Raw genomic sequence first — 23462 nt, 5'->3', positions numbered from 1 at the left:
CGCCCGGCGCTAGGGTCCGCACACCGCCGTCAGTGCCGCAAACTCTTCGCGCAGTAACCTATTGCCCTGCGTTGTCGAAGTTCTCCTGCCACTGGGCATGCTCCCGGCGCGCATCTAGCCGCCGGCTGGCAGACCACCTGGGCAGGTAGTCCGGCGCGGGCAACTCGCGCACGGGCGTGGGCCTCTTGGGCCTGGGCGCAGGCCGTGTCTGGACGGGGCGGGCCGTCGGGCGGGTTTGGACAGGCTTCCTGGGGTAGCTCGTCCCCGGCTTTGCCACCGCGAACGCGATCCACCACCTGATGCAGGCCACAAGCGCCCAAAGGACGAGCCCGGCCACAATGACTTGCCAAAGAGCGACCACTACCCCGATGACGAGCAGCACGACGATCCACATGGCGACAACATCCCATATCCGCAGCCCCCGGAGATAGGGTCTTTTTCCCCTACCGCCCTCGCCCAGGACGTAGGCCACCATTACGGTGCCGCCCGCAGGACGTTCCATCCGGGACACGTTGAACCGGCGGCTTCTGATTCTCCTGGGTGTACGGCCCCCGGGGGCACGGCACCAGGAATGCCTATAGGCGTTAAGCCCGGATCTAGGTGTATTCCACGCATGTCCCGCCGCTAAGCGGGCCCTTTTCCCCTTGGCGAGCCAGCCCTGCCGGCGTGTGCTGAAGCTAGGTTCCGTTCATCCGCAGGAGGCACCCCATGGACGTCCCCATCATCCTGGCCCTCGGCGCGATCGTTGTTGTCGCCGTCGTGCTGGGCATTGTCTTCGCACGGGAAAAAGATCCACAGCGGCGGGCAACGGCGCTGCAACGCACCGGGGCGGCCATCATGGCGGCGTTCACGGTCCTCGCCGGGATCTTCATCGGCGGCTACGCCATGCAGGATCCCGGCGGCGACACCGGACTGCTGATCACGCTCGCCTGGGTGCTGCCGATGCTTATCCTCGCAGTCGGAGCTTGGTTCTGGCCGGCCCCGACCGCGCCCCTGCTGCTCGCCCTCGTGTCCGCCTTCATCGCGGCGTGCGTGTGGCTCGCCTTCGACCCCGCCGCCCTGCGTGAATTCATCAGCGAAAACGGGCCGGTGATCGCCGTCAGCGTCGTCGCCCTGTCATTTCCGGCCGCGGTTCTCGGCCTGAAGCGGACCGCACTGGCCGGCTGGATGCTCGTGGCCCTGGGCGTGCTGCCGCTGCTGATCACGATTATCGGCAGGTCGGGCCCGGTCGCCTCGCTTATAGCGGCGAGCGTGGTACCCCTGATCTGCGGAATCGCCTATCTCCTGTCCGCCCGGGTGGCACACGCAAGCACCACCGCTGGGAACCAACGGGCTGCGGCTGCCTAGCTGGATAGGATCATGGACTGTTCTGGTCCGGGCCCAGCGGTTAGTCTTCGCTCATGGCGAACCCACAGAGCAGCTGGAGCCATCGACTCTTAGCCGTCAGCGTTGCGGTTTTGACGATGGTGGTCGTTGCGGCCGTGGGCGTGTGGATATTCCAGCCCGGCTTGTTCGGGACGCTCACCGGCGCGGCCAGCGCGCAGACGCCGCCGGCTTCGGTCGATACACCGCCTTCCGCCGCGGCGGTTCCCTCGCCCGCCGTGACGACGCCAACACCCAGCCCGACGCCGACACCGACGACCACCGAAACGCCCACTCCCAATCCGGCGCTCCTGCTTGATGAACTCCAGACGGCGGAGATCATCACCAATGGGTTCTGGGCGCGCCATTGGGGCGACTATTTCCCAGGCACCTACAGTCCGCCCAAAGTGGTCGGGCTCTACGACGGTAACTCCGCGAGTGTTCCCCTGTGCGGGCCAGCCCCGCTTTCGGCCGACAATGCTTTCTACTGTCGGCCGGCGGACTTCGTCGCGTGGGACAAGGGCCTTATGGAGAAGGGCTACGCCAACGGTGACACCTGGCCCTATCTGGTGATCGCGCACGAGTGGGGCCATGCCATTCAGGAGAGGCTCGGCGACTCGCTGACCGAGAAGGCCTCCGAGTTGCAGGCAGACTGCCTGGCGGGCGCGGCCCTGTTCGGCGCTGCGGCGGACGGGGAACTCATCCTTGAAACGGGCGACCAGAAGGAACTGGCCGCGGGTCTCAATGTACTGGGCGACGAAACGCCCTGGACCTCCAGCGCCGATCATGGCGATTCGTTTGAACGCATCCGGTATTTCGACGAAGGCCGCCTTCATGGCATTGCCCGCTGCGTCCCGGAAATGAAGTTCGGCGGCTGGAACGGCGCGCTAATCTACAGGAGCGGAATTGAAGTTTCCGTTAGCCCACTGGGATATGAAAACGTTGAAGGGCCGCTGCCCTCCACTGCAACGCCAACCCCGACCGGGACCGGGGCCCCCGGGCCAGGCGGCACGGTCCGCGTGGCTGCGGTCTTCGAGATCACCGTGAAGAACGGCAGCGCGGCGGCATTCGATGCCACCGGAATGGGCAACCCGATCGTCCGCTACGGCGAACGCGGCCTGCTCGCCGAGACCGTGCCGGCCTCCGCGTCAAGTACCCCGGCTGCATCGTTGGGGATCCTGCAACCGGGTCAGACCACGAGGATCAAAGTCAGCGCCATCATTCCCGCCGGCCAACTGACAGTCCGGGTGGCGGTCCCCGGGCCCAACCCGGCGGTGGATTGGGCGGCTTCTTTCGAAGGGGAACTGCCGCCCCTGTGACGCTGCGGCCGGGCACCTCCGCGTAACGCGAATCGGGCACGGAACGGATGGCGGGTAGCATCGGGGCCATGAGCGCCGACGACGACGACATCACCGAAGAACTCCTGACCGACGCCGACAGGCTGACCGGGCTGAGCCTCGAACTCCTGGGCCTGGACCCGCATCCGGATGACATGACGGAGGAGCAGCGGCTCCTGTTCGACCCGGAGGACCTGGCGGAAATGGCCGCCGTCCCGGCCGAGGACCGCCAAAACGCGGTGCGCCAGGCCCGCCTGCTGGCAGGCCTGCTGTGGAATTCCTCGAGCATCCTCATCGACCAGCTCTTCCGCGACCTGGGCACCCTCAGCAGACTCGACACCCTCACCCCGTCCGACATCGCCGGAACCTCGGTGCTGTCCTCGCTGCCGCCGCAGTTCGCCGCCAGCTACGACGCGAAATTCACCCAGAAGTTCATCGTGGTCGCCGCCGACATCACGGCGAGCCTGGTCCGCGGCTGGACCGCCCCCGGCTGCCTCGCCGCCGAACTCGCCGTCCGCTGCCTGCTCGATCAGGCGGAAATCACCGAGGACATCTACGAACTCGACCTCCCGGAGGACTGGCGGGCGCAGGTGGAGGAAGTGCTGCTGGAGGACGCCGACACCGAAGCGCTGTTCTCGGACAGCCTCGACGTTCTTGAGGACGACGCCGACAAGCTGGGCGTCGAGCACTGGTTCAAGCCCTGCAACGCCTGGGACACGGTGCCGCCCTACGCCTGCTCCTGACCCCCGGGTCTGGCCGAAAGCCCTGCCCGCTACTGACCCGCCGGGGCAGACAGTCCGGCCAGGAAGTCCTCGGTGAACCGCTGCACGCCGTCCCATTCGGTATAGACGTAATCGCGGGTCGTATCCAGGTCCGGGGACCCCTTGTCCGAGGCGATCTTCTTCATGATGCGCTTCTTGATGAAGTTGTAGTGTGTGTAGAGCAGGGCGCCGGCGAACAACCCGACATGCGCGGGCCGCCACCCCGTTTCCTCCTCGAACTTCTCCACGTATCCCTCCGCACTCTGCTCGTCGCCGTGGGCGGCCAGGCTGACCGAAACCAGGGCCGACGGCAGGCGGTCGAGCTCTCCGCGGTTCTTCTTCACGAAGTCGGTCACGAACCCCTCGTGTTTGCCCATATGCACCGAGGCTGCCACGATGACGCAGTCGTAGCCCGCCGGAAGGGTGTCCCCGGCGTGCTTGAGATCCGCCGCCTCTGCCTGGTGCCCGTGGGCCCGGATCAGCTCCGCAATGTACTCGGCGATTTGGGCTGTCTGTCCTTCAACGCTCCCGTAAGGGACATAGATGTTGGCCATGCTCCACTGTGCCTGCGCACCGCGGTGAACAAGTAGGGCCGAACGTCACCGTCATCTCGAAACCGCACCGCACCCCTTGGCGGCTGCGGCCCCGCGGCAGGTGATGTACGAAGGCTCCGTTCCGGTCCACAGTCGGCCGGTGCGGTAAAAAAAATGTCCCCCACGAAGGGACAGGACATGTCACTGCTCGACGCCTCCCTCTGGGAGGGCAAGATCTACCTCAACGGCTGGCGCCCGGGAGGCTGCGGGACAGCCGACGCCGTCGAGCCCGCCACCGGCGCGACGCTGGGCCGCTATGGCCTGGCCTCCGTCGAGGATGTCCGTGAAGCCGTCACCGCAGCGGCCGCCGCCCACGGGTCCTCCCTTTTCGCTACATGTGGACGTGCAGTCGCCGGGCCGCTTCGGAGATGGACCCGCTCAGCGAGGGGTACACGGTGAAGGTGCTCGCGACGTCGTCGACGTGCAGCTTCTGGGTGACCGCGAGGGAGATCGCGAAGATCAGTTCGGACGCGTTCGGGCCCACCACCACACCGCCGATCACGGTGCCGGAGCCCTTGCGGGCGAAGATCTTGATGAAACCGTCCTTGTGGTTGCGCATCTTGGCCCGGGCGTTGCTGCGTAGCGAAAGCTTTACGACGTCGGCCTGGTACTTGCCGGATTCGATCTCGGCCTCGGAGACGCCCACGTTCGCGATCTCGGGCGAAGTGAAGATGTTGGACGCGACCTGGTGCAGCTTGAGCGGGGTCACGCTGTCGCCCAGGAAGTGCGCGATCGCGATCCGGCCCTGCATTGCGGCCACGGAGGCAAGGGCCAGCACGCCGGTGCAGTCGCCCGCGGCGTAGATGTTCGGCGCGGTGGTGCGGGAGACGCCGTCGACCTTGATGTGGCCGCTCTCGGTGAGCGCCACGCCGGCTTCCTCGAGGCCGATTCCGGCGGTGTTCGGGATGGAGCCGACCGCGACCAGGCAGTGGCTGCCGGTGACCTTGGAGCCGTCGCCGAGGGTGACGATGACGCCGTCCCCGGTGCGTTCCACCGTCTCGGCACGGGCGCGGGAGAGCACCTTGACGCCGCGGCGTTCGAAGACGCCCTCGAGGACCTCGGCGGCGTCGGCGTCCGAGCCGGGCAGCACTCGGTCCCGGCTGGAAATCAGGGTGACCTTGGATCCGAGGCCGTTGTAGGCGGAGGCGAACTCGGCGCCGGTCACACCGGAGCCGACGACGATCAGGTCCTCGGGGAGTTCGTCCATGTTGTAGATCTGCGCCCAGTTGAGGATCCGGACGCCGTCCGGGCGGGCGGTGGGCAGCTCGCGCGGGTGGGCACCGACGGCCAGGAGAATCGCGTCCGCCTCGATGATTTCCGTGCCGTCGGCGGTGAGGACCTCTATGGTGTGGCTGTCCAGCATTTTGCCGGAGCCGAGCATGATCCGGACATCCTGGTTCTCGAGGCCCTTCTGGATGTCCGAGGACTGCTGCCGGGCCAGCCGCAGCAGGCGGTCGTTGATGTGCTTGAGATCCGCGCGCATCGTCGGGGTGCAGTCGCCGCCGTCGAGGTCGAACTTGACGCCGAGCTCGCCGGCCTCGCCGACGCGGGTCATCAGGTCCGCCGTCGCGATCAGGGTTTTGGACGGCACGACGTCGGTCAGCACCGCGGAGCCGCCAAGCCCCGCGCGTTCGATGATGGTGACCTTCGCGCCCAGGGAGGCGGCGACCATGGCAGCTTCGTAGCCGCCGGGCCCTCCGCCCAGGATTGCGATGCGGGGTGAGCTGAAATCGGGATGCGTAGTCACAATCAGCCATTGTCCACCATCCGGACCGGCACCACCAAGAATACGGACCCGCATCACACCCGCAGAATGCCCTACCAGTTGCACAACCAGTTGCACAACCAGTTGCACGACCGGCTGCAGGACCGGTTGCTGGGCAGCACGGCGCCGGCAGGATAACTTGTACCGGTGAGTACAACAGAATTCCTGAACACGGACCCCTTCGACGCCGCCCGCGCCGCCGCCGACTACATCGCCGAGGAGACGGGGATCGACGCCCACGACGTCGCCCTGGTGCTGGGCTCGGGCTGGGGCGACGCCGCCGAACTGATCGGCGAGACCACCGCCACGCTCTCCGCGGACGAGGTCCCCGGATTCTCCTCCCCCGCGGTGGTGGGCCACGTCGGCACCATCCGCTCCGTGCTGACCAAAGAGGGCAAGCGCGCCCTGGTGCTGGGCGCGCGGACCCACTACTACGAGGGCAAGGGCGTCCGCTCCGTCGTCCACGGGGTCCGCACCGCGGCCGCGGCCGGCTGCAAGACCCTCGTCCTGACCAACGGGTGCGGCGGCCTCAACGAGGACTGGACCCCCGGGACGCCCGTGCTGATCAGCGACCACATCAACCTCACCGCGACGTCCCCGCTGGAAGGCGCCACGTTCGTGGACCTCACCGACCTGTACTCCGCACGGATCCGCGGCCTGGCCCGCGAAGTGGACCCCAGCCTGGACGAAGGCATCTACGCCCAGTTCACCGGCCCGCACTACGAAACGCCGGCCGAGGTGCAGTACGCCAAGCGGATCGGCGCAAACCTGGTGGGCATGTCCACCGCGCTGGAGGCCATCGCCGGCCGTCACGCGGGCATGGAGGTTTTCGGTATTTCGTTGGTGACCAACCTCGCCGCCGGCATCAGCCCGGTGCCGCTGAGCCACGAGGAAGTCCTCGAAGCCGGCCACGCCGCCGGCCCGCGCATCTCCAAACTGCTGGCGGAGATCATCGCGAAGCTCTGAAGCCCTAGCCCCCCGGGGTCAGGTAGCGCAGCGCTTTTGCCTTGTCCTGCGGGAAGCGCCGCTCCATCGAGTCCGCGATCCCGGCGATCGTCTGCCGCGCCAGAGCCTGCCGCCAGACGAGTTCGGCCTGGCGCATGGTCTGGGAGATCAGGCAGGTCCGGACGTAGTTATGCTCCGAGTCGGCGTCCGGGACGTTGGCCAGGATGCCCTCGCAGCGGAACACCGGATCGGGGCCTTCCAGGGCCAGGACGATATCCAGGATGGTGACGTTCTCCGGCCGGCGCGCCAGGTGGAAGCCTCCACGCGGGCCGGAGACGGAGCCGAGGATCCCGGCGCGCACCAGCGCCTGGAGTTGTTTGTTCAGATAGGCGCCGGGGAGCTGGTAGTACTCCGCCAGCCGGGCACTGTTGACCGCCTCGCCGGCCGGTGTCCACGACATGTTGACGCAACTGTGCACGGCCCATTCCACGCCACGGCCCATCTTCATATTCCAGACGTTACGTGTCCGGAAAATTGGCTGTCAAGGGGACTGGACCGGGACGGCTGTGATCGATCAGTCGAGCGGACTCTCGCTCGTCGGGGAGGTATCCGCGGCGAATGACGCTAGTTTGGTTCCTATGACGTCTTCTGATGCCGAACTTACCCGCCTGCTGGGCGACGCCCGGACCTGGGCCGCCCAGGACCCGGATCCCGCCACCGCCGCCACCCTGACCGAACTGGTCCGGCTGGCCGGCGATGGGTCCGCGGCGGCCCGCCAGGAGCTCGCCGACAGTTTCAGCGGTACCCTGCAGTTCGGCACCGCAGGCCTGCGGGCACCCCTCGGCCCCGGCCCGAACCGGATGAACCGCGTGGTGGTGCGCCGCGCCGCCGCGGGTTTCACCGCCTTCCTGACCGGCGCCGTCGCCCAGGCCTCCCCCGGCACCCGGCCGCGCGCCGTCGTCGGCTACGACGCAAGGCACAACTCGGAGATCTTCGCGGAGGAGACCGCGGCGGTCCTCACCGCCGCCGGCGTCGAGACCTTCCTGATGCCGGCCCCGCTGCCCACCCCGCTCCTCGCCTATGCGGTGCGCGCCCTGGAGTGCGACGGCGGCGTGATGGTCACCGCAAGCCACAACCCGCCGCAGGACAACGGCTACAAGGTGTACCTGGGCCGCCACGCCGTCGAGGAGAGCGGACGCGGCGCGCAGATCGTGGCGCCCTACGATGCCCTGATCGCGGCGGATATCGACGCCGTCGGCGAGCTCTCCGGTGTCGCCCTGGCTACGGAGGGCTGGACCGTGCTGGATCCGTCCGTGGCCGCCGACTACGAGGCCGCCGTCGCCGCCCTGGCCAGGCCGGAGCACTTCCGGGCCCGCGAGCTCAAGATCGTTCTCACCCCGATGCACGGCGTGGGCGGGGCAACCGCCGTGGCGGTGCTGCACGCCGCCGGTTTCACCGACGTCACCCTGGTGAGCGAGCAGGCCAAACCCGACCCCGACTTCCCCACCGTGAACTTCCCCAACCCTGAAGAACCCGGCGCCCTGGACCTGGCCCTCGAAACCGCGGCCCGGGTGGGCGCGGACATCGTGATCGCCAACGACCCGGACGCGGACCGTGCCGCGGTGGCCGCCAAGGATCCGGACACCGGTGCCTGGCGGATGCTGCGCGGCGACGAGGTCGGCGCCCTGCTCGGCGCTCACATCGTGGCGCGAATGACCGCCGGCAGGGGCGGTGGCAGCGGCGGCGGAGAAACCACGGCAGCAGTGTTCGCGAATTCGATTGTGTCCTCGCGGCTGCTCGCACGGATCGCTGCCGCGGCGGGCTACGCGCATGAGGAAACCCTCACCGGTTTCAAGTGGATTGCCCGTGTTCCCGGGCTGCTGTTCGGCTACGAGGAGGCACTGGGCTACTGCGTCGCGCCCTCCCTGGTCCGGGACAAGGACGGGATCTCCGCGGCGGTGCTGATCGCGGAATTCGCCGCGGCGGCGAAGGCCGACGGCAAGTCGATCTTCGCTACACTCGACGAGCTGTACCTGGTGCACGGGCTGCATGCGAGCGACCAGCTCAGCATCCGGGTCGCGGACCTGGGCCTGTTGGACGCCATGATGAACCGGCTGCGCGTCAGCCCGCCGGCATCCTTCGGCGGCTCCGCCGTCGAAACCGTCACGGACCTCGCCGAGGGCAGCGCCCAGCTCCCGCCCACCGACGGCCTGCTGTACCTGACGAAGGATCTCAGCCGCATCATCATCCGCCCCAGCGGGACCGAGCCCAAGCTCAAGTGCTACCTGGAGGTCATCCGCAACGTCGGCTCGGCCGCCGAGCTGCCGGAGGCACGGCACGAGGCACGCGTAGCGCTCGACGCCGTCCTGGCGGACGTCCGCGAGGCGCTGGGGCTGTAACGCCGGGGGTCGGCCGCTAAAGCTCGACCTCGATATATCCGCCCACAATCCTGGTACCGAAGGTCGGGAGCCGCAGTTCCGGCGTGCCCAGGCACTCCCCCGTGCGCAGGTCGTAGACCTCCTTGTGCAGTGGTGAGGCGACGGTAGGGCGTGCGCCGCGGGAACCGGTGATGCCCCGGGCCATCACGAACGCGCCGGTGGCCGGATCCTCCTGGCCGACGGCGTAAACCTCTCCGGACACGGTGCGGAACAGCGCCACCTGGCGCCCCGCGATCAGGGCGGCCTCACCCCAGGCCGGCTCCAGGTCCTCCACGGCGCATACCCGGTGCCAGCCGGTGCCGTGGCTGGGGTGTTGGACAAAGCTTTGTGCTGCGCTCTCAAGTACGGCAGTCATTTCGGCCCCTCTCTGATGCATCTCTCCCGGGCTCGGCCGCTCCTGCGGCCACATACCCAAGCTAGGTCCCGGGTGTTTCGGCTGAGCGCGGTGAATGTGTCCGGCGGGTAAAAGAGACCTCACCCGACCGGAAAGGCGTCCGTGATGCAGAAGTTAAGATCACGAAACATAAGGGAAACTGAAGCGAAACTGCGCTTGCCTAGTCTGGATGGACACCTCGAATCGAGAAGGCCGCAGATGCACCGACTGCGGCCCATGCGAAAGGCCCACCGTGACCGGACAGACTTCAAGCCCCCAGAACCAGGGCGCAGAGCGCGCCACAGCACCGCGCCGCGTCGTGGTGGCCGGCGGCGGCCCTGCCGCCCACCGTTTCGCGGACGCCATGAACGCCCGGGGCCTGGACGGCTGGGACGTCACCGTCCTCACCGAGGAAGCGCACCTCCCCTATGACCGCGTCGCGCTGAGCCGGGCCCTCACCGACGCCGACGTCGACCTCACCCTGGGCAGCGCCGCCATGTGGGACCACGAGGCGCTGACCCTGCAGACCGGCGAGCGCGTCACCGGCATCGACACCGCGGGCAAGACCGTAACCACCGCGGCCGGCACCGTGTACCCGTATGACGAACTGGTCGTCGCGACCGGCTCCGACGCCGCCCGCCTGCCGATCCCGGGCTCCGAACTCACCCACGTCTACCGCACCCTGGAAGATGTCTGGGCCATCAACAAGGCCATTGCGGAACTGGCGGAGACGCTGGGCCGCAAAGTCACCGCCGTCACCATCGGCGGCGGCCTTCTGGGCCTGGAATCCGCGGCCGGCACCGAGCAGCTCGGCGCCACCCCGATCGTCATCAACGGCTCCCCCTGGCTGATGAACACCCAGCTGGACCAGGGCGCCGGGCAGGCCCTGGGCCGCCTGATCGAGGCCAAGGGCTTCACCGTCCACGGCGGCGTGTTCCCCTCCGAGGTCCTGTCCGACGACGACGGCCAGGTCACCGGCGTGCTGATGGCCGACGGCCGCATCATCGACGCCGACCTGGTGATCGTCGCGATCGGCGTCAAACCCCGCGACGAGCTGTTCCGTAACGCCAACGGCGCGGCGGCCGAAGATACCGCGCCGCTGTTCGACCTCGGCCCGCGCGGCGGCGTCGTCATCTCCGACGGCTGCGAGACGCAGGTCCCCGGCATCTGGGCGATCGGCGAGGTCGCCAACTTCGGCGGCATGTGCCTGGGCCTGGTGGCTCCGGCCAACACCATGGCGGAGATCGTCGCGGACCGGCTGCACGGCGGCGACGCGACCTTCCCGGGCTTCGACACCGCCACCAAGCTCAAGCTCTCCGGCGTTGACGTCGCCAGCTTCGGCGATGCCTTCGCCCGGACCGAGCACGCGCTGGAAATCGTCTACGCCGACCCGGCCCGCGGTGTCTACCAGAAGATCGTCACCACGGACGATGCCAAGACCCTGCTTGGCGGCATCTTCGTCGGGGACGCCACCCCGTACACGTCACTGCGGCCCATGCTGGGCCGCGAACTCGCCGCCGAACCCGGCGCCTACCTCACCGCGGCCGGCGGCGGCGAGGCCCCGGAGACCCAACTCCCCGACGACGCCATCCTGTGTTCCTGCAACAACGTCTCCGCCGGCACCATCCGGGACACCGTCAACGGCTGCGGGGCCTGCGACGGCAACGCCCCTGTCCAGGAGCTCGGCCAGCTCAAGGGCTGCACCCGCGCCGGAACAAGCTGCGGTTCCTGTGTGCCGATGCTCAAGAAGCTGCTCGAAACGGAACTGACCAAGTCCGGCGTCGAAATCTCCAAGGCCCTCTGCGAGCACATCGAACTCTCCCGCCAGGAACTTTTCGAGACCATCCGGGTCCTGGAGCTGACCTCCTTCGAGGAGGTCATGGCCAAGTACGGCACCGGCGACGGCTGCGACATCTGCAAGCCGACCATCGCCAACATCCTGGCCAGCCAGAACAGCGCCTACGTCCTGGACGCGGGCCGCGGCACCCTGCAGGACACCAATGACCGCGCCCTGGCCAACATGCAGAAGGACGGCACCTACTCGGTGGTGCCGCGCATCGCCGGCGGCGAGATCACCCCGAAGAAGCTCGGCGTCATCGCCGCTGTGGCCGAGAAGTACAGCCTCTACACCAAGATCACCGGCGGCCAGCGGATCGACATGTTCGGCGCCCGGCTGGAGCAGCTCCCGGAAATCTGGAAGGAACTGGTCGACGCCGGCTTCGAGTCCGGCCAGGCCTACGGCAAGAGCCTGCGCACGGTGAAGTCCTGCGTTGGATCCACCTGGTGCCGCTTCGGCGTCCAGGACTCGGTGGCCATGGCCATCGCGCTGGAACTGCGCTACCGCGGCCTGCGCAGCCCGCACAAGCTGAAGATGGGTGTCTCCGGCTGCGCCCGCGAATGTGCGGAGGCCCGCGGCAAGGACGTCGGCGTCATCGCCACCGCGGACGGCTGGAACCTTTACGTCGGCGGCAACGGCGGTGCCACCCCGGCGCACGCGCAGCTGCTGGCCAAGGACCTCGACGACGAAACCCTGATCAAGTACATCGACCGGTACTTTATGTACTACATCCGCACCGCCGACCGCCTGCAGCGCACGGCGCGGTGGCAGGAGGAGCTCGCTGGCGGCATCAAGCACGTCGAGGACGTGGTGGTCCATGACACCTTGGGCATCGCCGCGGACCTCGAGGCCGCCATGGCCAGGCACGTCGACACCTACGTGGACGAGTGGGCCGACACGCTGAAGGATCCCGAGCGCCTCCGCCGCTTCCGCTCCTTCGTCAACGCGCCGGGCCAGAAAGACGATTCCATCACCTTCGTCTCCGACGAGCGCGGCCAGATGCGCCCCGCCACGGCGGAGGAAAAGGCGCTGGCCGGCCAGCAGCCGGTAGTGATCGCCTCCAGCATCCCGGTCCGGCCCTCCGACTCCGGCGCCCCCGCCCAGCAATACCCCGCCCGCTCCGCCCAGGAAAGTACGGTCTAGCCATGCAGCTCTGCATCGATCTCAGCGGACGCGTTGTCCTTGTCACCGGATCGGACACCGCCGCGCGCCAGGCCGTCCGCCGCTACCGGGCGGCCGGCGCCGTCGTCTCCCGGCTGAGCAGCCCGGGTGGTGCCCGCCACGACGGCCCGCTGCCGGAGCGTCCCTTCCTGGTCGCCGCGGTCGACGACGGCCAGCCCGGCTGGGACGCGTTGCTGGACCGCTGCCGCGAAACCGGCATCCCCGTCGCGGTGGAGCCGGCCGCCGGTCCCGCCGGCCACGTCACCCTGGTCGGCGGCGGCCCCGGAACCACCGAGCTGCTGACCGTCGCCGCGGTCAAGGCCCTGCGGGACGCCGACGTCGTCTTCTACGACCGGCTGGCCCCTTACCAGGAACTGCCCGCACTGAGCACGGCCGAGCTCGTGGACGTGGGCAAGCGCCCGGGCCACCATAAGGTCAGCCAGGCCGGCATCGAGGACCTCATGGTGGAGGCCGCGCTGGCCGGGAGGAACGTGGTGCGGCTCAAGGGCGGCGACCCGTACGTGTTCGGCCGCGGCGGCGAGGAAGTCGCCTCCTGCGTGAGGGCCGGGGTGCCCGTCCGGGTGATCTCCGGTGTCACGAGCGCCATTTCGGTCCCGGCCGCAGCCGGGATCCCGGTCACGCACCGGGAGGTCAGCCACATGTTCACGGTGGTCTCGGGCCACGCCCCGCTGACCGAGAAGGAGCACACGCACCTCGCCGGGCTCGGCGGGACCATCGTGGTGCTGATGGGCATCGGGACACTGCACCAGCTCGCGGCCGGGCTGCGCCGGGCGGGGATGCGCGCGGACATGCCGATGGCCGTCGTCGAGCGCGGCTACCGCCCCGGACAGCGGACCACCATCGCCGAGCTGGGCACCATCACCACGGCGGCCGCGGGGTGCAGCAACCCCGCCGTGCTGGTGATCGGCGATGTCGTCCGGGTGGCCGAGGCCAACCGGGGCTGCGCGGAAGCCGAAGCCGAACTGGACCGCCTCGCCGCGTCCCTGATGGGAGCGTGAGGGCCGTGAGCGCGCTCAACGCCATCGCCCCGGCCGGGCCGCCCGGGCCCAGCCCTGAACCGGCGCCGGCAACGGCGGCGGAGACAGCACCGGGGACCGTCGCGGGGACTGTGGACTTGCCGCTGGAAGGCTTCCGGATCGGCGTGACCTCGCACCGCCGGTCCCAGGACCTGATCGAGGCCCTGGAGCGGCGCGGCGCCGAGGTGCTGCATGCGCCGGCGCTGAAGATCGCCCCGGTGCAGGAGGATGTGAACCTGATCGCGGACACCCGGGCCGTCATCGCCGCACGCCCCGAACTGTGCATCGCGACCACCGCCTACGGCATGCGGCGCTGGTGCGAGGCCGCGGACACCTTCGGGATCGGCGAGCAGCTGCTGGAGACCCTCGGCGCCACCCGGATGTTCGTCCGCGGGCCCAAGGCCCGCGGCGCCGTCCGCGCGGCCGGACTGGCCGACGTCGGGATCAGCAGCGACGAAACCACCGCCACGCTGGTGGACATGCTCCTTGCCGAGGGGGTCCGCGGCAAGACCGTCGCGGTGCAGCTGCACGGCTACACCGATGTCCGCCAGCTCGAACGCCTCCGGATGTCCGGCGCCACCGTCCTCACCGTCACCCCGTACCGCTGGGTCAAGCCCGACGGAGCCGACCGGCTGCCGCGGCTGATCGAGGCCGCATGCAGCGGCAACCTGGACGTGCTGACCTTCACCAGCGCCCCCGCAGTGGATGCCATGTGGTCCACCGCGCACGAGATGGGCCTGTACAAGCAGCTCGTGGAGAGCCTGAAGACCACCGTGGCGACCGCCGTCGTCGGCCCGGTCACGGCGCAGCCGCTCATCGATGCCGGGCTGCAGCCGCTGGTCCCGGACCGGTTCCGGATGGGCGCCCTGATCCGGCTCGTGGTCGAGCACCTTGCCCTCAACCACGTCCGCCGCCTGGACACCGTCTCGGGCCGCGTGGAGCTCCGCGGCCGCTCGCTGCGGATAGACGGCGCGGCCGTGGAGCTGGCCCCTGCCCCGCTCCTGCTGCTGCGGGCCCTGATGGGCGCCGGCGGCGCGGTGCTGTCCCGCGCGTCGCTGTCCGAACTGCTGGAACTCCGCGGTTCGGTCCATGCGCTGGACATGACGGTGAGCCGGCTGCGATCCGCCCTGCCGGACGGACGGCTCGTGGAAACTGTGGTGAAGCGCGGCTACCGGATCCGGGTGTGACCCACGGCATTACTGGCGGGTAAACATTGGCGAACGGGCGGCGAAAATCCTGCAACACCGGGGAAACACGCCGGAAAGATCTCCCGCCTACGCTGGGTTCATCAAGCAGTCAGGCCACACCACGGGCCACCAGCGAAAGGACCTCACCATGTCCGCCACCCCTACCGTTTCCGCCGATTCCCAGACCCGGCCCCGGATTGTCATCGCCGGGGCCGGCCCTGCCGCGCAGGCCCTCGTGCGCGAGCTCACTCGGACCCCGTTCGCCGGCGGGATTACGGTGCTCAGCAACCGGGATGACGCCCCCGAGGAGCTGCTGGAGCTCGCCGCCCTCCCGCAGGTTTCCGTCCGCTTCGGCCAGCCGGCGAGCTACATCGACCCGGACAGCCGCTACGTCACCACGTCGGACGGCCTGGAATTCAGCTACGACCAGCTGGTCATCGCGACCGGTTCATCCCCCGCCGGCGCGCCGCTGGCCGGGGAAGGCCGGTGCCTGAACTACTCCACCATCGACGATGCCGCCCGGCTGGGCGAGGCCGTCAAGGACGTCACCCGGGTCCTGGGCCGGCGGCCGCTGGGCATCCTGGTCGGCACCGGGACGGCCGCGGGCCAGGCCGAGGCCGTGCTGCGCGCCCGCGGCGTCCGCCCGATCCGCACCACGCAGCGGCCGGCCTCCGTCGTTCCCACCCTCGCCGGTTCGACGCTCGCTGCCGCGGGGATTGTGTTCGAGGACGGTTCCAGCATGGCCGGGGACCTGGTGGTCCTGGCTGAGGAGCCGGTTGCCCGTGACGCCCTCGCGGTCAGCGCCGGCCTGAAGACGGCACGCCAGGGCGGGATTGTCATCGGCCGTGACTTCCGCACGTCCGTCCCGGGAATCTGGGCCATCGGGGATGCTGCGGTGTTCGACGGCGTCCGGCTGGGGCTGCTGGTCGCCGCCTCCTCCGCCGCCTCGGTCTGCGCCTCCCAGCTGCTCCGGGCCGGCCTGGCCGAGCCCTTCGCCGACGCTGCCTGACCCGTCGCCTGACCCGCTCGCGGACGCCGGCGCGGACGCCCTCCGGGGGCGGGCCGTTGTGGCAAGATGGACACCTGAGAAGCCACGAAGGGACCCCATGAGCAACGAAGCCGCCGCGACTGCCGGAAGCACCACCCCCGCCAACATTGCCGCCTACATTGACCACACCCTGCTCAAGCCGGAGGCAAGCGAGGCCGAGATCCTCAAGGTCTGCGCCGAGGCCGCCGAGTACCGGTTCAAGTCAGTGTGCGTCAACCCGGTGTGGGTCAAAACGGTCAAGAAGGCGCTGAAGGGCTCGGGCGTGCTGACGTGTTCCGTCGTCGGTTTCCCGCTGGGCGCCACGCCCAGCGACGTCAAGGCCTTTGAGGCCCGCGGCGCGGTGCTGGACGGTGCCGAAGAAGTCGACATGGTGATCAACATTGCCGCGGCCCGGGCCAACGACAAGGGCGCCCTGGTCGATGACATCACGGCCGTGGCCGAGGCCGTGCACGACGGCGGCGCCATCCTGAAGGTCATCATCGAAACGGCGCTGCTGGACGACGCCCAGAAGGTGCTGGCCTGCCAGGCGGCCGTCGCGGCGGGCGCGGACTTCGTGAAGACGTCCACCGGATTTAACGGCGGCGGCGCCACCGCCGAGGACGTCGCGCTGATGCGCAGCACCGTGGGCCCGGACCTGGGCGTCAAGGCCTCCGGCGGGGTGCGTTCGCTCGCCGACGCACAGGCTATGATTGCTGCAGGTGCAACACGTATTGGCGCCAGCTCCGGCATCGCGATCGTCAAGGGTGAACAGGGTTCCTCCGCGTACTGACTGCTATCCGATATCAACCGAAGCCGCCACAGTTTTGAGCCCCACGGGGCCGAGGAGGAACGAATGTCCAGCAACACCGCGAAGACCCAGCAGACCCCGCAGAACGAGAACAGCCTCGGCTCCAGCATCATCCTGTTCGTCCTGATGATGGCCCTCTTCGCCGGGTCCCTGTACTCCCTGAGCTTCCTGACGCTGGGCAACCCGTGGCCGATGGCCGCCTGCCTCGTCCTGTTCGCGTCGGCATTCTGGATTCCGCAGACGATCCTGGGCCGCTCGGATTCCGCGGGCGAGTTCTAAACACCACGTTTTTCAAGGACAGAAGCTCCGGATCTCCGGAGCTTCAGTCATTTAACCGGGGATGTCACGCGGCGGCGAGCACCCCGTAGAGGCCTTGGACCAGGCCGGTGCCCAGGGCGACGGCGTCCGGCCAGTGCAGCCGGGCCAGGGCCGCGCCGAACATGCCGATCATGGCGTAGGCACTGACCGGAATCAGCACGAACCATTCCCGCCGGGAGCCGGCACGGCCCAGCAGGGGGATGGAGAACGCCCCGTTGGGCCTCCAGACGTTCCTTAGCAGCGGCAGTTTCCGCAGGACCTTCGGCGGTTTGACCACAATCGGCCAGAGCAGCGGCACTCCCCCGGTGGTGATCATGTCCCCGACGATGTGGACCAGCACCCCGGTCAGCATCGAGACGGGCAGCCAGGTCCACTGGTGCGGCGCGAACCACGTCACCAGTCCGGCCATGGTGAGGGCGAAGACCCAGTTGCTGATCCAGCCGTACTTCGGGAAGAGTTTGAGTGCTTTGGCGGCGATGTTGATCATAAACATGCACAGCAGCCCGGCGCCCACCGACAGCAGCCCCCAGTCCGTCTGCAGCTGGAACTGCCCGGCAAGCGCCGCGAGCAGCACAAAGAACGCCGCGCCGAGCAAGGAATGCGTGCCCTGCCGGTGTCCGCCGGAGACGTTCTCGATGCCGACGGCGATCACGTTCGACAGCGGCGGCAGCGAATGCGCCACCGTGCTGGAGCGGTGGTCCCAGTCGCAGACCAGGGCGGTGCCCGCCGTCGCCATCCCGCCGATCACGATCCCGGTCGCGTCCAGCGGATACCAGCCCAGCGCGTACGGCCCCGTCGAGGCAATGGCCACCCACGCCGCGGCGCCCGACGCGGCGTGGTGTCCCCCCATCACTGGTTATTTCACCGCTAGCGGGGCGTCGGAGAAGATGTTGCGGATGACACCGTTGGCCCATTCGAGGATCTCGGCGTCCTGCAGGTCCCGGCCGCCGATCCGGGCGGTCTTGGGCTTGGGGATGAGCACCGCGTCCAGGGCCGGCTTCGACTGCGCCCCGGGATACATCCGGGTGAGCCGCATGAGCTTGGATTCCGGCAGCTGCGCCGGGGAGAACTTGATGAAGTTGCCCTGCAGGGCAACGTCGCTGAGTCCGGCTTCGCGGGCCCCCACCCGGAAGCGGGCGACGTCGATCAGGTTCTTCGCGGGCAGCGGCAGCTCCCCGTAGCGGTCCACGAGCTCCGCGAGCACCTCGTCGATCGCCTCATAGGTGATTGCCGAGGCCAGCTTGCGGTACGCCTCGAGGCGCAGCCGTTCGCCCGGCACGTAGTCGTGCGGCAGGTGCGCGTTGACCGGCAGCTCGATCTTCATCTCCGCGGCCTTCTCCTCGGCCTCGCCACGGTAGTCCGCGACGGCCTCGCCGACCAGGCGGATGTAGAGGTCGAAGCCGACGCCCTGGATGTGGCCGGACTGCTCCCCGCCGAGCAGGTTGCCGGCGCCGCGGATCTCGAGGTCCTTCATGGCCAGCTGCATGCCGGCGCCGAGCTCGTTGTGCGTGGCGACGGCCTTGAGCCGTTCCAGCGCCACCTCGCCCAGCGGCTTCTCCGAGGGGTAGAGGAAGTACGCGTAGGCGCGTTCGCGGCCGCGGCCCACCCGCCCGCGCAGCTGGTGCAGCTGGGACAGCCCGTATTTTTCCGCCCCGTCCACGATCAGCGTGTTGGCGTTGGAGATGTCCAGTCCGGTCTCGATGATGGTGGTGCAGACCAGCACGTCGAAGCGCTTCTCCCAGAAATCCACGATGATCTGCTCAAGCCGGCTCTCGGACATCTGACCGTGTGCCACCTCCACCCGGGCCTCCGGGACCAATTCGCGGATCTTCGCCGCGGTGCGGTCGATCGTGGAGACCCGGTTGTGCACGAAGAACACCTGGCCCTCGCGCATGAGTTCGCGCCGGATCGCCGCGGAGGTCTGCTTGTCCGTGTACGGGCCCACGTACGTCAGCACCGGGTGGCGTTCCTCCGGCGGGGTGGCCAGGGTGGAGGTCTCGCGGATGCCGGTGAGGGACATTTCCAGGGTCCGGGGAATCGGGGTGGCGCTCATCGCCAGGACGTCCACATTGGTGCGCATCTTTTTCAGCGCCTCCTTGTGTTCGACGCCGAAGCGCTGCTCCTCGTCCACGATGACGAGGCCGAGGTCCTTGAACGCGAAGTCCTTGGACAACAGCCGGTGCGTGCCGATCACAACGTCCACGGAACCGGCCTTGACTCCTTCGGCGGTCTCCTTGGCCTCCTTGCCGCCCTGGAAGCGGGACAGCGGCTTGACCACGAGCGGGAAGCCGGAGAACCGTTCGGTGAAGGTCGCGAAGTGCTGCTGGGCCAGCAGCGTGGTGGGCACCAGCACGGCGACCTGCTTGCCGTCCTGGACGGCCTTGAACGCAGCCCGGACCGCGATCTCGGTCTTGCCGTAGCCCACATCGCCGGAGATCAGCCGGTCCATCGGGATCTCCCGCTCCATGTCCGCCTTGACCTCGTTGATGGTGGTCAGCTGGTCCGGGGTCTCCACGTACGGGAAGGCTTCCTCGAGTTCGCGCTGCCACGGGGTGTCCGGGCCAAAGGCGTAGCCGCGGGAGGCCATCCGGGCCGAGTAGAGCCGGATCAGCTCGCCGGCGATTTCCTTGACGGCCTTGCGGGCCCGGGACTTGGTGCCGGCCCAGTCCGCGCCGCCCATCTTGCTCAGCGCCGGGGTGTCCCCGCCGACATAGCGGGTGACCTGGTCCAGCTGGTCGGTGGGGACGAAGAGCCGGTCGCCCGGGGCGCCGCGCTTGGACGGCGCATATTCCAGCACGAGGTATTCGCGCACCCCGACTGTATCCTTCGAGCCGCCGACTGAAATCTTACGCTGGATCAGTTCCACGAACCGGCCGATGCCGTGCTGTTCGTGCACCACGGAGTCGCCGGCCACGAGCTGCAGCGGGTCCACGGCGTTCCGCCGCTTCGACGGCATCCGGCGCATGTCCTTCGTGGAACCGGCCGAGGTCCGTCCCAGCAGGTCCGCCTCGGTCAGCAGGGCGAGTTTGAGCGGCTCCAGGACGAAACCGCGTCCGACGGCGGCCGTCGTCACCTCGATCAGCCCCGCCTGCGGGTTCTTGTCGAGGGAGTCGACCCGGGCGCAGGGGATGTCATTGTCGTGGAAGAGTTCGGCAAGCCGCTGGGCCGGGCCAGGGCCCCCGGTGACGACGACGATCCGCCACTGTTCGCGCACGTGCGAGCCGATGAAGGCCATCATTTCGGCGACGTCGCCCTGGTAGCCGCGGGGTTCGCGGGCGTGCAGGTTCAGGACGTCGACGTCGGGCAGCAGCTCCTCGTCGGTGGCCAGGGAGGTGATCGACCACCACGACACCTCGTGCGCGAGGGCCGCGGAGCGGGTTTCGGTCAGGGATCGGAAGCTGGCCGAGTGCAGGGCCTCGGACGCCGCGGAACTCAAATCAAGAGGTGCGGTGCCGCCGTCGGACGCCGTGGACCAGGCCGCTTCGAGGAATTCGTCGTTGGTGGCGGCGAGGTCGTGGGCGCGGGTCCGGACCTTTTCGGGTTCGATCACCACCGCCATCGATCCGGCCGGGAGCTGGTCCAGGAACGGCACCATCGCGTCCACCAGCACCGGGGCCAGGGACTCCATGCCTTCCACGGCGATGCCGCCGGCGATCTTCTCCAGCATGTCCGCGGCGGCCGGAAGCTGGGATTTTAGCGTCGCGGCCCGGGACATCACGGAGGGCGTGATCAGGATTTCGCGGCACGGCGGAGCGTGCAGTTCGGTGGGGTGGTGCACCCCGGGCGCGGACAGCGAGCGCTGGTCGGCGACGGCGAACCAGCGCATCTGGTCCACTTCATCGCCGAAGAACTCCACCCGGATGGGGTGGTCCTCGGTGGGCGGGAAGACATCCAGCATGCCGCCGCGGACGGCGAACTCGCCGCGCCGGGTCACCATGTCCACCCGGGCGTAGGCGGCGTCGGCGAGGCTCCGGACGACATCGCTGAACGGGGCGTCGCGGCCCACCGTCAGGGTGACCGGGACCAGTTCGCCCAGTCCCGCCACAATCGGCTGCACGACGGCGCGCACCGGGGCCACGATGACGCGCAGCGCGCCGCTCGCGGAGGTTTCGGGGTGCGCGAGCCGGCGGAGAACCGACAGCCGCCGGCCCACGGTGTCCGAGCGCGGGGAAAGCCGTTCGTGCGGGAGCGTTTCCCAGCTGGGGAACTCGGCGACGGCGTCGGCCGGCAGGAAGGCGCGCAGCGCCTCGGTGAGGTCCTCGGCCTCACGGCCGGTCGCGGTGATGGCCAGGACGACCGGGGCGAGGCTGCCGCCATCCGCCAGCGCGGCGGCGGCTGCTGTGGTGTCCACGGTGTCGTCTGCTGGGTTGTCCGCTGTGTTGTGCGCTAGCGAGGCCAGCCCGTCGGCCATCTCCGCGAGCAGCGCCGAGCGCAGCCCGGCGGGGGCGCTGATCTGGTAGTCCTCGCTGCGGGCAGCGAAACCGCGGGCGGCCTCGGCCCGGACACGGGCGTAGTTCCGGTCTTCGGCAAGGACACGGCGCAAACCGGTGAGACTGGGGCCGTTGAGGCTCATGGCTGAAGCTCCTGGAGGGATTACGGGTGCAGGCAACACGAATAGCCGAAATTCGTGAGAATCCCGGTTCCCTCAAGCCTACCGCGCAGCCAGGGTCAGGGCCGCAGGGGCTCGGTTCCAGCCAGCCGCGGAGCGCCGCGGCGCCCCGGAATTCACCGGGTGCTGGCACTGAGGTGGAACAAAGCAACGCGGGGTCACTTCGCGCCCATCCGCAGGGCGGCTTTGGGCGCTACGTGACCCCGCGTTGCCTTGTGTGGGGCCGGTCCGGGCGGGATCGTTCAGGCCTGTGAGGTCATGGTCCTACCGGCCCAGCTGGAGGCCGGACTAGGCTGACAAGATACGCGGCCGTCCGAACGGCCTGGCGCTCCGAATGCTTCATAGACGACAAGGAGTCACCATGACCGGCACGCCTGAATCCGAACAGACCTCTCCCGCGCCGAGCGGCAATCCACGAACGGTGCTTGTCACCGGCGCGACCGGCTACATCGGCGGTCGGCTGGTCCCCCGGCTGCTCGAAGCAGGGCACACCGTGAAGGTCCTGGTCCGGACGCCGGCCAAGATTGCCGGCGTACCGTGGCTGGCCGACGTCGAGGTCGTCCAGAGCAGCCTCGACGACGGCGATGCCCTGCGCTCGGCGCTGGACGGCGTCGAAGTGCTCTACTACCTGGTCCATTCCATGGCGGCCGGATCGGGCTTCGAATCCAAGGAGAAGGCGATGGCCGAGACCGCGGCGCGAGCCGCAGCCGACGCCGGCGTGGACAGGATCGTCTACCTGGGCGGCCTGCACCCCGCCGGAGCCGAGCTCTCCACCCACATGCGGTCCCGCGAAGCCGTGGGAAAGGTCTTCCTTGACAGCCCGGTCGACGCCGTCGTTTTCCAGGCGGGCGTCGTGATCGGCTCCGGTTCGGCCTCGTTCGAGATGATCCGGCACCTGTCCGAGACGCTGCCCCTGATGCCCGCCCCCAGCTGGGTGCGCAACAAGATCGAGGCGATCGCCGTGCGCGATGTCTTGCACTACCTCGTCGGGGCCGCGGCGCTTGAAGGCCCGATCAACCGCACCTTCGACATCGGCTGCCGCCAGGTCCTCAGCTACGCGGGCATGATGCAGGAATACGCCGCGGAGGCCGGGCTCCCGCACCGCGTGGTCCTGGCGCTCCCCATTCCCGCGCCCAAGCTTGCGGGCATGTGGGTCGCGTTGACCACGCCGATCCCGCTCTCGATGTCCCTGCCGCTCGTGGAGTCCCTCCAGCACGACGCCGTCTCCCGGGAGCACGATATCGACGCGCACATCCCCCCGCCGGAAGGCGGACTCACCACGTACCGTGAGGCGGTGGCCCTCGCCCTGGGCAAGGAGCGCGACGGCCAGGTGCAGACCACGTGGGCCAGTGCTGGCGCCGACGCGGACCCGCTTCCCTCCGATCCCGAGTGGGCCGGCCACCTCGTCTACCTGGATGAGCGCAGTTACTCCAGCGACGTCGATCCCAAGCACGTCTGGACCATCATTGAAGGGATCGGGGGGAAGAACGGCTGGTACTCCATGCCCCTGGCCTGGCGCATCCGCGGTCTGCTGGACAAGCTCACCGGCGGCGCCGGGCTGCTGCGCGGACGGCGCCACCCGCACCTGCTGGCCGAGGGCGAGGTGGTGGACTGGTGGCGGGCGGAACGGATCGATCGCGGGCGGCTGCTGCGTCTGCGCGCCGAAATGCGGGCGCCGGGCCGGGCCTGGCTGGAGCTCTCAGTGGAGCCGGAGGGAACCGGCAGCCGCTACCGCCAGCGCGCAATCTTCTTCCCGAAGGGACTCAGCGGGCGCCTGTACTGGCTGGCGGTGCTGCCGTTCCACAGCCTGATCTTCCCCGCCATGTCGCGGAATATCACGGCCGCGGCGAAGGCCCTCCAGGACCAGGAATCGGAGCCGGCCGGGCACACCGCGTAGGATGTTT

General features: G+C 69.0%; 20 protein-coding genes. 14 read left to right on the top strand and 6 right to left on the bottom strand.

The features are described 5' to 3' along the window. Positions 1-708: 708 nt before the first annotated feature. The 3 genes from QK291_RS10465 (at position 709) to QK291_RS10455 (ending at position 3442) form a co-directional block, all read left to right on the top strand. On the top strand, positions 709-1347 hold the full coding sequence (locus QK291_RS10465) for a hypothetical protein (RefSeq protein WP_282381465.1): 639 nt from the start codon (positions 709-711) through the stop codon (positions 1345-1347). A gap of 53 nt (positions 1348-1400) precedes the next feature. Continuing rightward, positions 1401-2681: a neutral zinc metallopeptidase gene (locus QK291_RS10460; protein WP_282381463.1), complete on the top strand. Its 1281-nt coding sequence runs from the start codon at positions 1401-1403 to the stop codon at positions 2679-2681. Between the two features lie 68 nt (positions 2682-2749). Continuing rightward, on the top strand, positions 2750-3442 hold the full coding sequence (locus tag QK291_RS10455) for a hypothetical protein (RefSeq protein ID WP_282381461.1): 693 nt from the start codon (positions 2750-2752) through the stop codon (positions 3440-3442). Positions 3443-3471: 29 nt separating this feature from the next. Here the strand turns inward: QK291_RS10455 and QK291_RS10450 are convergent, their stop codons facing one another. Beyond that, positions 3472-4014, bottom strand: a complete 543-nt coding sequence (locus QK291_RS10450; RefSeq protein ID WP_282381459.1) for a flavodoxin domain-containing protein — start codon at positions 4012-4014, stop codon at positions 3472-3474. Positions 4015-4191: 177 nt separating this feature from the next. Between QK291_RS10450 and QK291_RS10445 the strand changes: the two genes are divergently transcribed. After that, the gene (locus tag QK291_RS10445; RefSeq protein WP_282381458.1) at positions 4192-4452 is read left to right on the top strand and encodes a hypothetical protein; all 261 of its coding nucleotides are present in this window, start codon (positions 4192-4194) and stop codon (positions 4450-4452) included. Here the strand turns inward: QK291_RS10445 and QK291_RS10440 are convergent. Next, positions 4385-5800, bottom strand: a complete 1416-nt coding sequence (locus tag QK291_RS10440; RefSeq protein WP_282381457.1) for an NAD(P)H-quinone dehydrogenase — start codon at positions 5798-5800, stop codon at positions 4385-4387. The genes QK291_RS10445 and QK291_RS10440 overlap by 68 nt on opposite strands. 9 nt (positions 5801-5809) lie before the next feature. Between QK291_RS10440 and QK291_RS10435 the strand changes: the two genes are divergently transcribed. Continuing rightward, positions 5810-5956 (top strand): hypothetical protein, encoded by a 147-nt coding sequence (locus QK291_RS10435; protein WP_282381456.1) that lies wholly within the window; start codon positions 5810-5812, stop codon positions 5954-5956. A 9-nt stretch (positions 5957-5965) separates the two neighbouring features. After that, entirely contained in the window at positions 5966-6784 is an 819-nt protein-coding gene (locus QK291_RS10430) for a purine-nucleoside phosphorylase (protein ID WP_282381455.1), read from the top strand. A gap of 4 nt (positions 6785-6788) precedes the next feature. Here QK291_RS10430 and QK291_RS10425 read toward each other — a convergent pair whose 3' ends face one another. Beyond that, the gene (locus QK291_RS10425) at positions 6789-7265 is read right to left on the bottom strand and encodes an Rrf2 family transcriptional regulator (RefSeq protein WP_282381511.1); all 477 of its coding nucleotides are present in this window, start codon (positions 7263-7265) and stop codon (positions 6789-6791) included. A 136-nt stretch (positions 7266-7401) separates the two neighbouring features. Between QK291_RS10425 and QK291_RS10420 the strand changes: the two genes are divergently transcribed. Then, positions 7402-9162 carry a phospho-sugar mutase gene (locus QK291_RS10420; protein WP_282381451.1) on the top strand — a complete coding sequence of 587 codons (1761 nt, stop codon included), beginning with the start codon at positions 7402-7404 and terminating at the stop codon, positions 9160-9162. A 16-nt stretch (positions 9163-9178) separates the two neighbouring features. On the opposite strand, the gene nirD is transcribed toward QK291_RS10420, so the two are convergent. Continuing rightward, positions 9179-9556, bottom strand: a complete 378-nt coding sequence (gene nirD / locus QK291_RS10415) for a nitrite reductase small subunit NirD (RefSeq protein ID WP_282381449.1) — start codon at positions 9554-9556, stop codon at positions 9179-9181. A 271-nt stretch (positions 9557-9827) separates the two neighbouring features. Between nirD and nirB the strand changes: the two genes are divergently transcribed. From nirB to QK291_RS10385, 6 genes are all read left to right on the top strand, one after another. Then, entirely contained in the window at positions 9828-12554 is a 2727-nt protein-coding gene (gene nirB / locus QK291_RS10410; protein ID WP_282381448.1) for a nitrite reductase large subunit NirB, read from the top strand. A 2-nt stretch (positions 12555-12556) separates the two neighbouring features. Then, positions 12557-13591, top strand: coding sequence for a uroporphyrinogen-III C-methyltransferase (cobA, locus tag QK291_RS10405; RefSeq protein ID WP_282381445.1), 1035 nt, complete (start codon positions 12557-12559; stop codon positions 13589-13591). 110 nt (positions 13592-13701) lie between these two features. Beyond that, a complete protein-coding gene (locus QK291_RS10400; RefSeq protein ID WP_282381510.1) occupies positions 13702-14796 on the top strand; it encodes a uroporphyrinogen-III synthase in 1095 nt (364 codons plus the stop codon). A gap of 148 nt (positions 14797-14944) precedes the next feature. After that, positions 14945-15805, top strand: a complete 861-nt coding sequence (locus QK291_RS10395; RefSeq protein WP_282381442.1) for an FAD-dependent oxidoreductase — start codon at positions 14945-14947, stop codon at positions 15803-15805. A gap of 97 nt (positions 15806-15902) precedes the next feature. Then, positions 15903-16613 carry a deoxyribose-phosphate aldolase gene (gene deoC, locus QK291_RS10390; RefSeq protein WP_282381441.1) on the top strand — a complete coding sequence of 237 codons (711 nt, stop codon included), beginning with the start codon at positions 15903-15905 and terminating at the stop codon, positions 16611-16613. A 63-nt stretch (positions 16614-16676) separates the two neighbouring features. After that, positions 16677-16910 carry a hypothetical protein gene (locus QK291_RS10385; protein WP_282381438.1) on the top strand — a complete coding sequence of 78 codons (234 nt, stop codon included), beginning with the start codon at positions 16677-16679 and terminating at the stop codon, positions 16908-16910. A 64-nt stretch (positions 16911-16974) separates the two neighbouring features. On the opposite strand, the gene QK291_RS10380 is transcribed toward QK291_RS10385, so the two are convergent. Further along, the gene (locus QK291_RS10380) at positions 16975-17799 is read right to left on the bottom strand and encodes a metal-dependent hydrolase (protein WP_282381435.1); all 825 of its coding nucleotides are present in this window, start codon (positions 17797-17799) and stop codon (positions 16975-16977) included. 6 nt (positions 17800-17805) lie between these two features. Next, the gene (gene mfd, locus QK291_RS10375; RefSeq protein WP_282381432.1) at positions 17806-21522 is read right to left on the bottom strand and encodes a transcription-repair coupling factor; all 3717 of its coding nucleotides are present in this window, start codon (positions 21520-21522) and stop codon (positions 17806-17808) included. 397 nt (positions 21523-21919) lie between these two features. Here mfd and QK291_RS10370 point away from each other — a divergent pair, with 397 nt between their 5' ends. Beyond that, complete coding sequence (locus QK291_RS10370; RefSeq protein WP_282381430.1) at positions 21920-23455, top strand: SDR family oxidoreductase; 1536 nt, start codon at positions 21920-21922, stop codon at positions 23453-23455. Positions 23456-23462: the final 7 nt, after the last annotated feature.

Origin of the sequence: Arthrobacter sp. AL12 (assembly GCF_029960645.1) — a bacterium.
Classification (GTDB): Bacteria; Actinomycetota; Actinomycetes; order Actinomycetales; family Micrococcaceae; genus Arthrobacter.
The sequence above is the reverse complement of the archived record's forward strand: the minus strand, read 5'-3'. Positions and strand labels throughout refer to the sequence as shown.

Excerpts from the sequence above, each read along its gene's own strand:
- QK291_RS10465 (WP_282381465.1), top strand. The coding sequence starts at position 709 with ATGGACGTCCCCATCATCCTGGCCCTCGGCGCGATCGTTGTTGTCGCC.
- QK291_RS10460 (WP_282381463.1), top strand. The coding sequence starts at position 1,401 with ATGGCGAACCCACAGAGCAGCTGGAGCCATCGACTCTTAGCCGTCAGC.
- QK291_RS10455 (WP_282381461.1), top strand. The coding sequence starts at position 2,750 with ATGAGCGCCGACGACGACGACATCACCGAAGAACTCCTGACCGACGCC.
- QK291_RS10450 (WP_282381459.1), bottom strand. The coding sequence starts at position 4,014 with ATGGCCAACATCTATGTCCCTTACGGGAGCGTTGAAGGACAGACAGCC.
- QK291_RS10445 (WP_282381458.1), top strand. The coding sequence starts at position 4,192 with ATGTCACTGCTCGACGCCTCCCTCTGGGAGGGCAAGATCTACCTCAAC.
- QK291_RS10425 (WP_282381511.1), bottom strand. The coding sequence starts at position 7,265 with ATGGGCCGTGGCGTGGAATGGGCCGTGCACAGTTGCGTCAACATGTCG.
- QK291_RS10420 (WP_282381451.1), top strand. The coding sequence starts at position 7,402 with ATGACGTCTTCTGATGCCGAACTTACCCGCCTGCTGGGCGACGCCCGG.
- nirD (WP_282381449.1), bottom strand. The coding sequence starts at position 9,556 with ATGACTGCCGTACTTGAGAGCGCAGCACAAAGCTTTGTCCAACACCCC.
- cobA (WP_282381445.1), top strand. The coding sequence starts at position 12,557 with ATGCAGCTCTGCATCGATCTCAGCGGACGCGTTGTCCTTGTCACCGGA.
- QK291_RS10395 (WP_282381442.1), top strand. The coding sequence starts at position 14,945 with ATGTCCGCCACCCCTACCGTTTCCGCCGATTCCCAGACCCGGCCCCGG.
- deoC (WP_282381441.1), top strand. The coding sequence starts at position 15,903 with ATGAGCAACGAAGCCGCCGCGACTGCCGGAAGCACCACCCCCGCCAAC.
- QK291_RS10385 (WP_282381438.1), top strand. The coding sequence starts at position 16,677 with ATGTCCAGCAACACCGCGAAGACCCAGCAGACCCCGCAGAACGAGAAC.
- QK291_RS10380 (WP_282381435.1), bottom strand. The coding sequence starts at position 17,799 with ATGGGGGGACACCACGCCGCGTCGGGCGCCGCGGCGTGGGTGGCCATT.
- mfd (WP_282381432.1), bottom strand. The coding sequence starts at position 21,522 with ATGAGCCTCAACGGCCCCAGTCTCACCGGTTTGCGCCGTGTCCTTGCC.
- QK291_RS10370 (WP_282381430.1), top strand. The coding sequence starts at position 21,920 with ATGACCGGCACGCCTGAATCCGAACAGACCTCTCCCGCGCCGAGCGGC.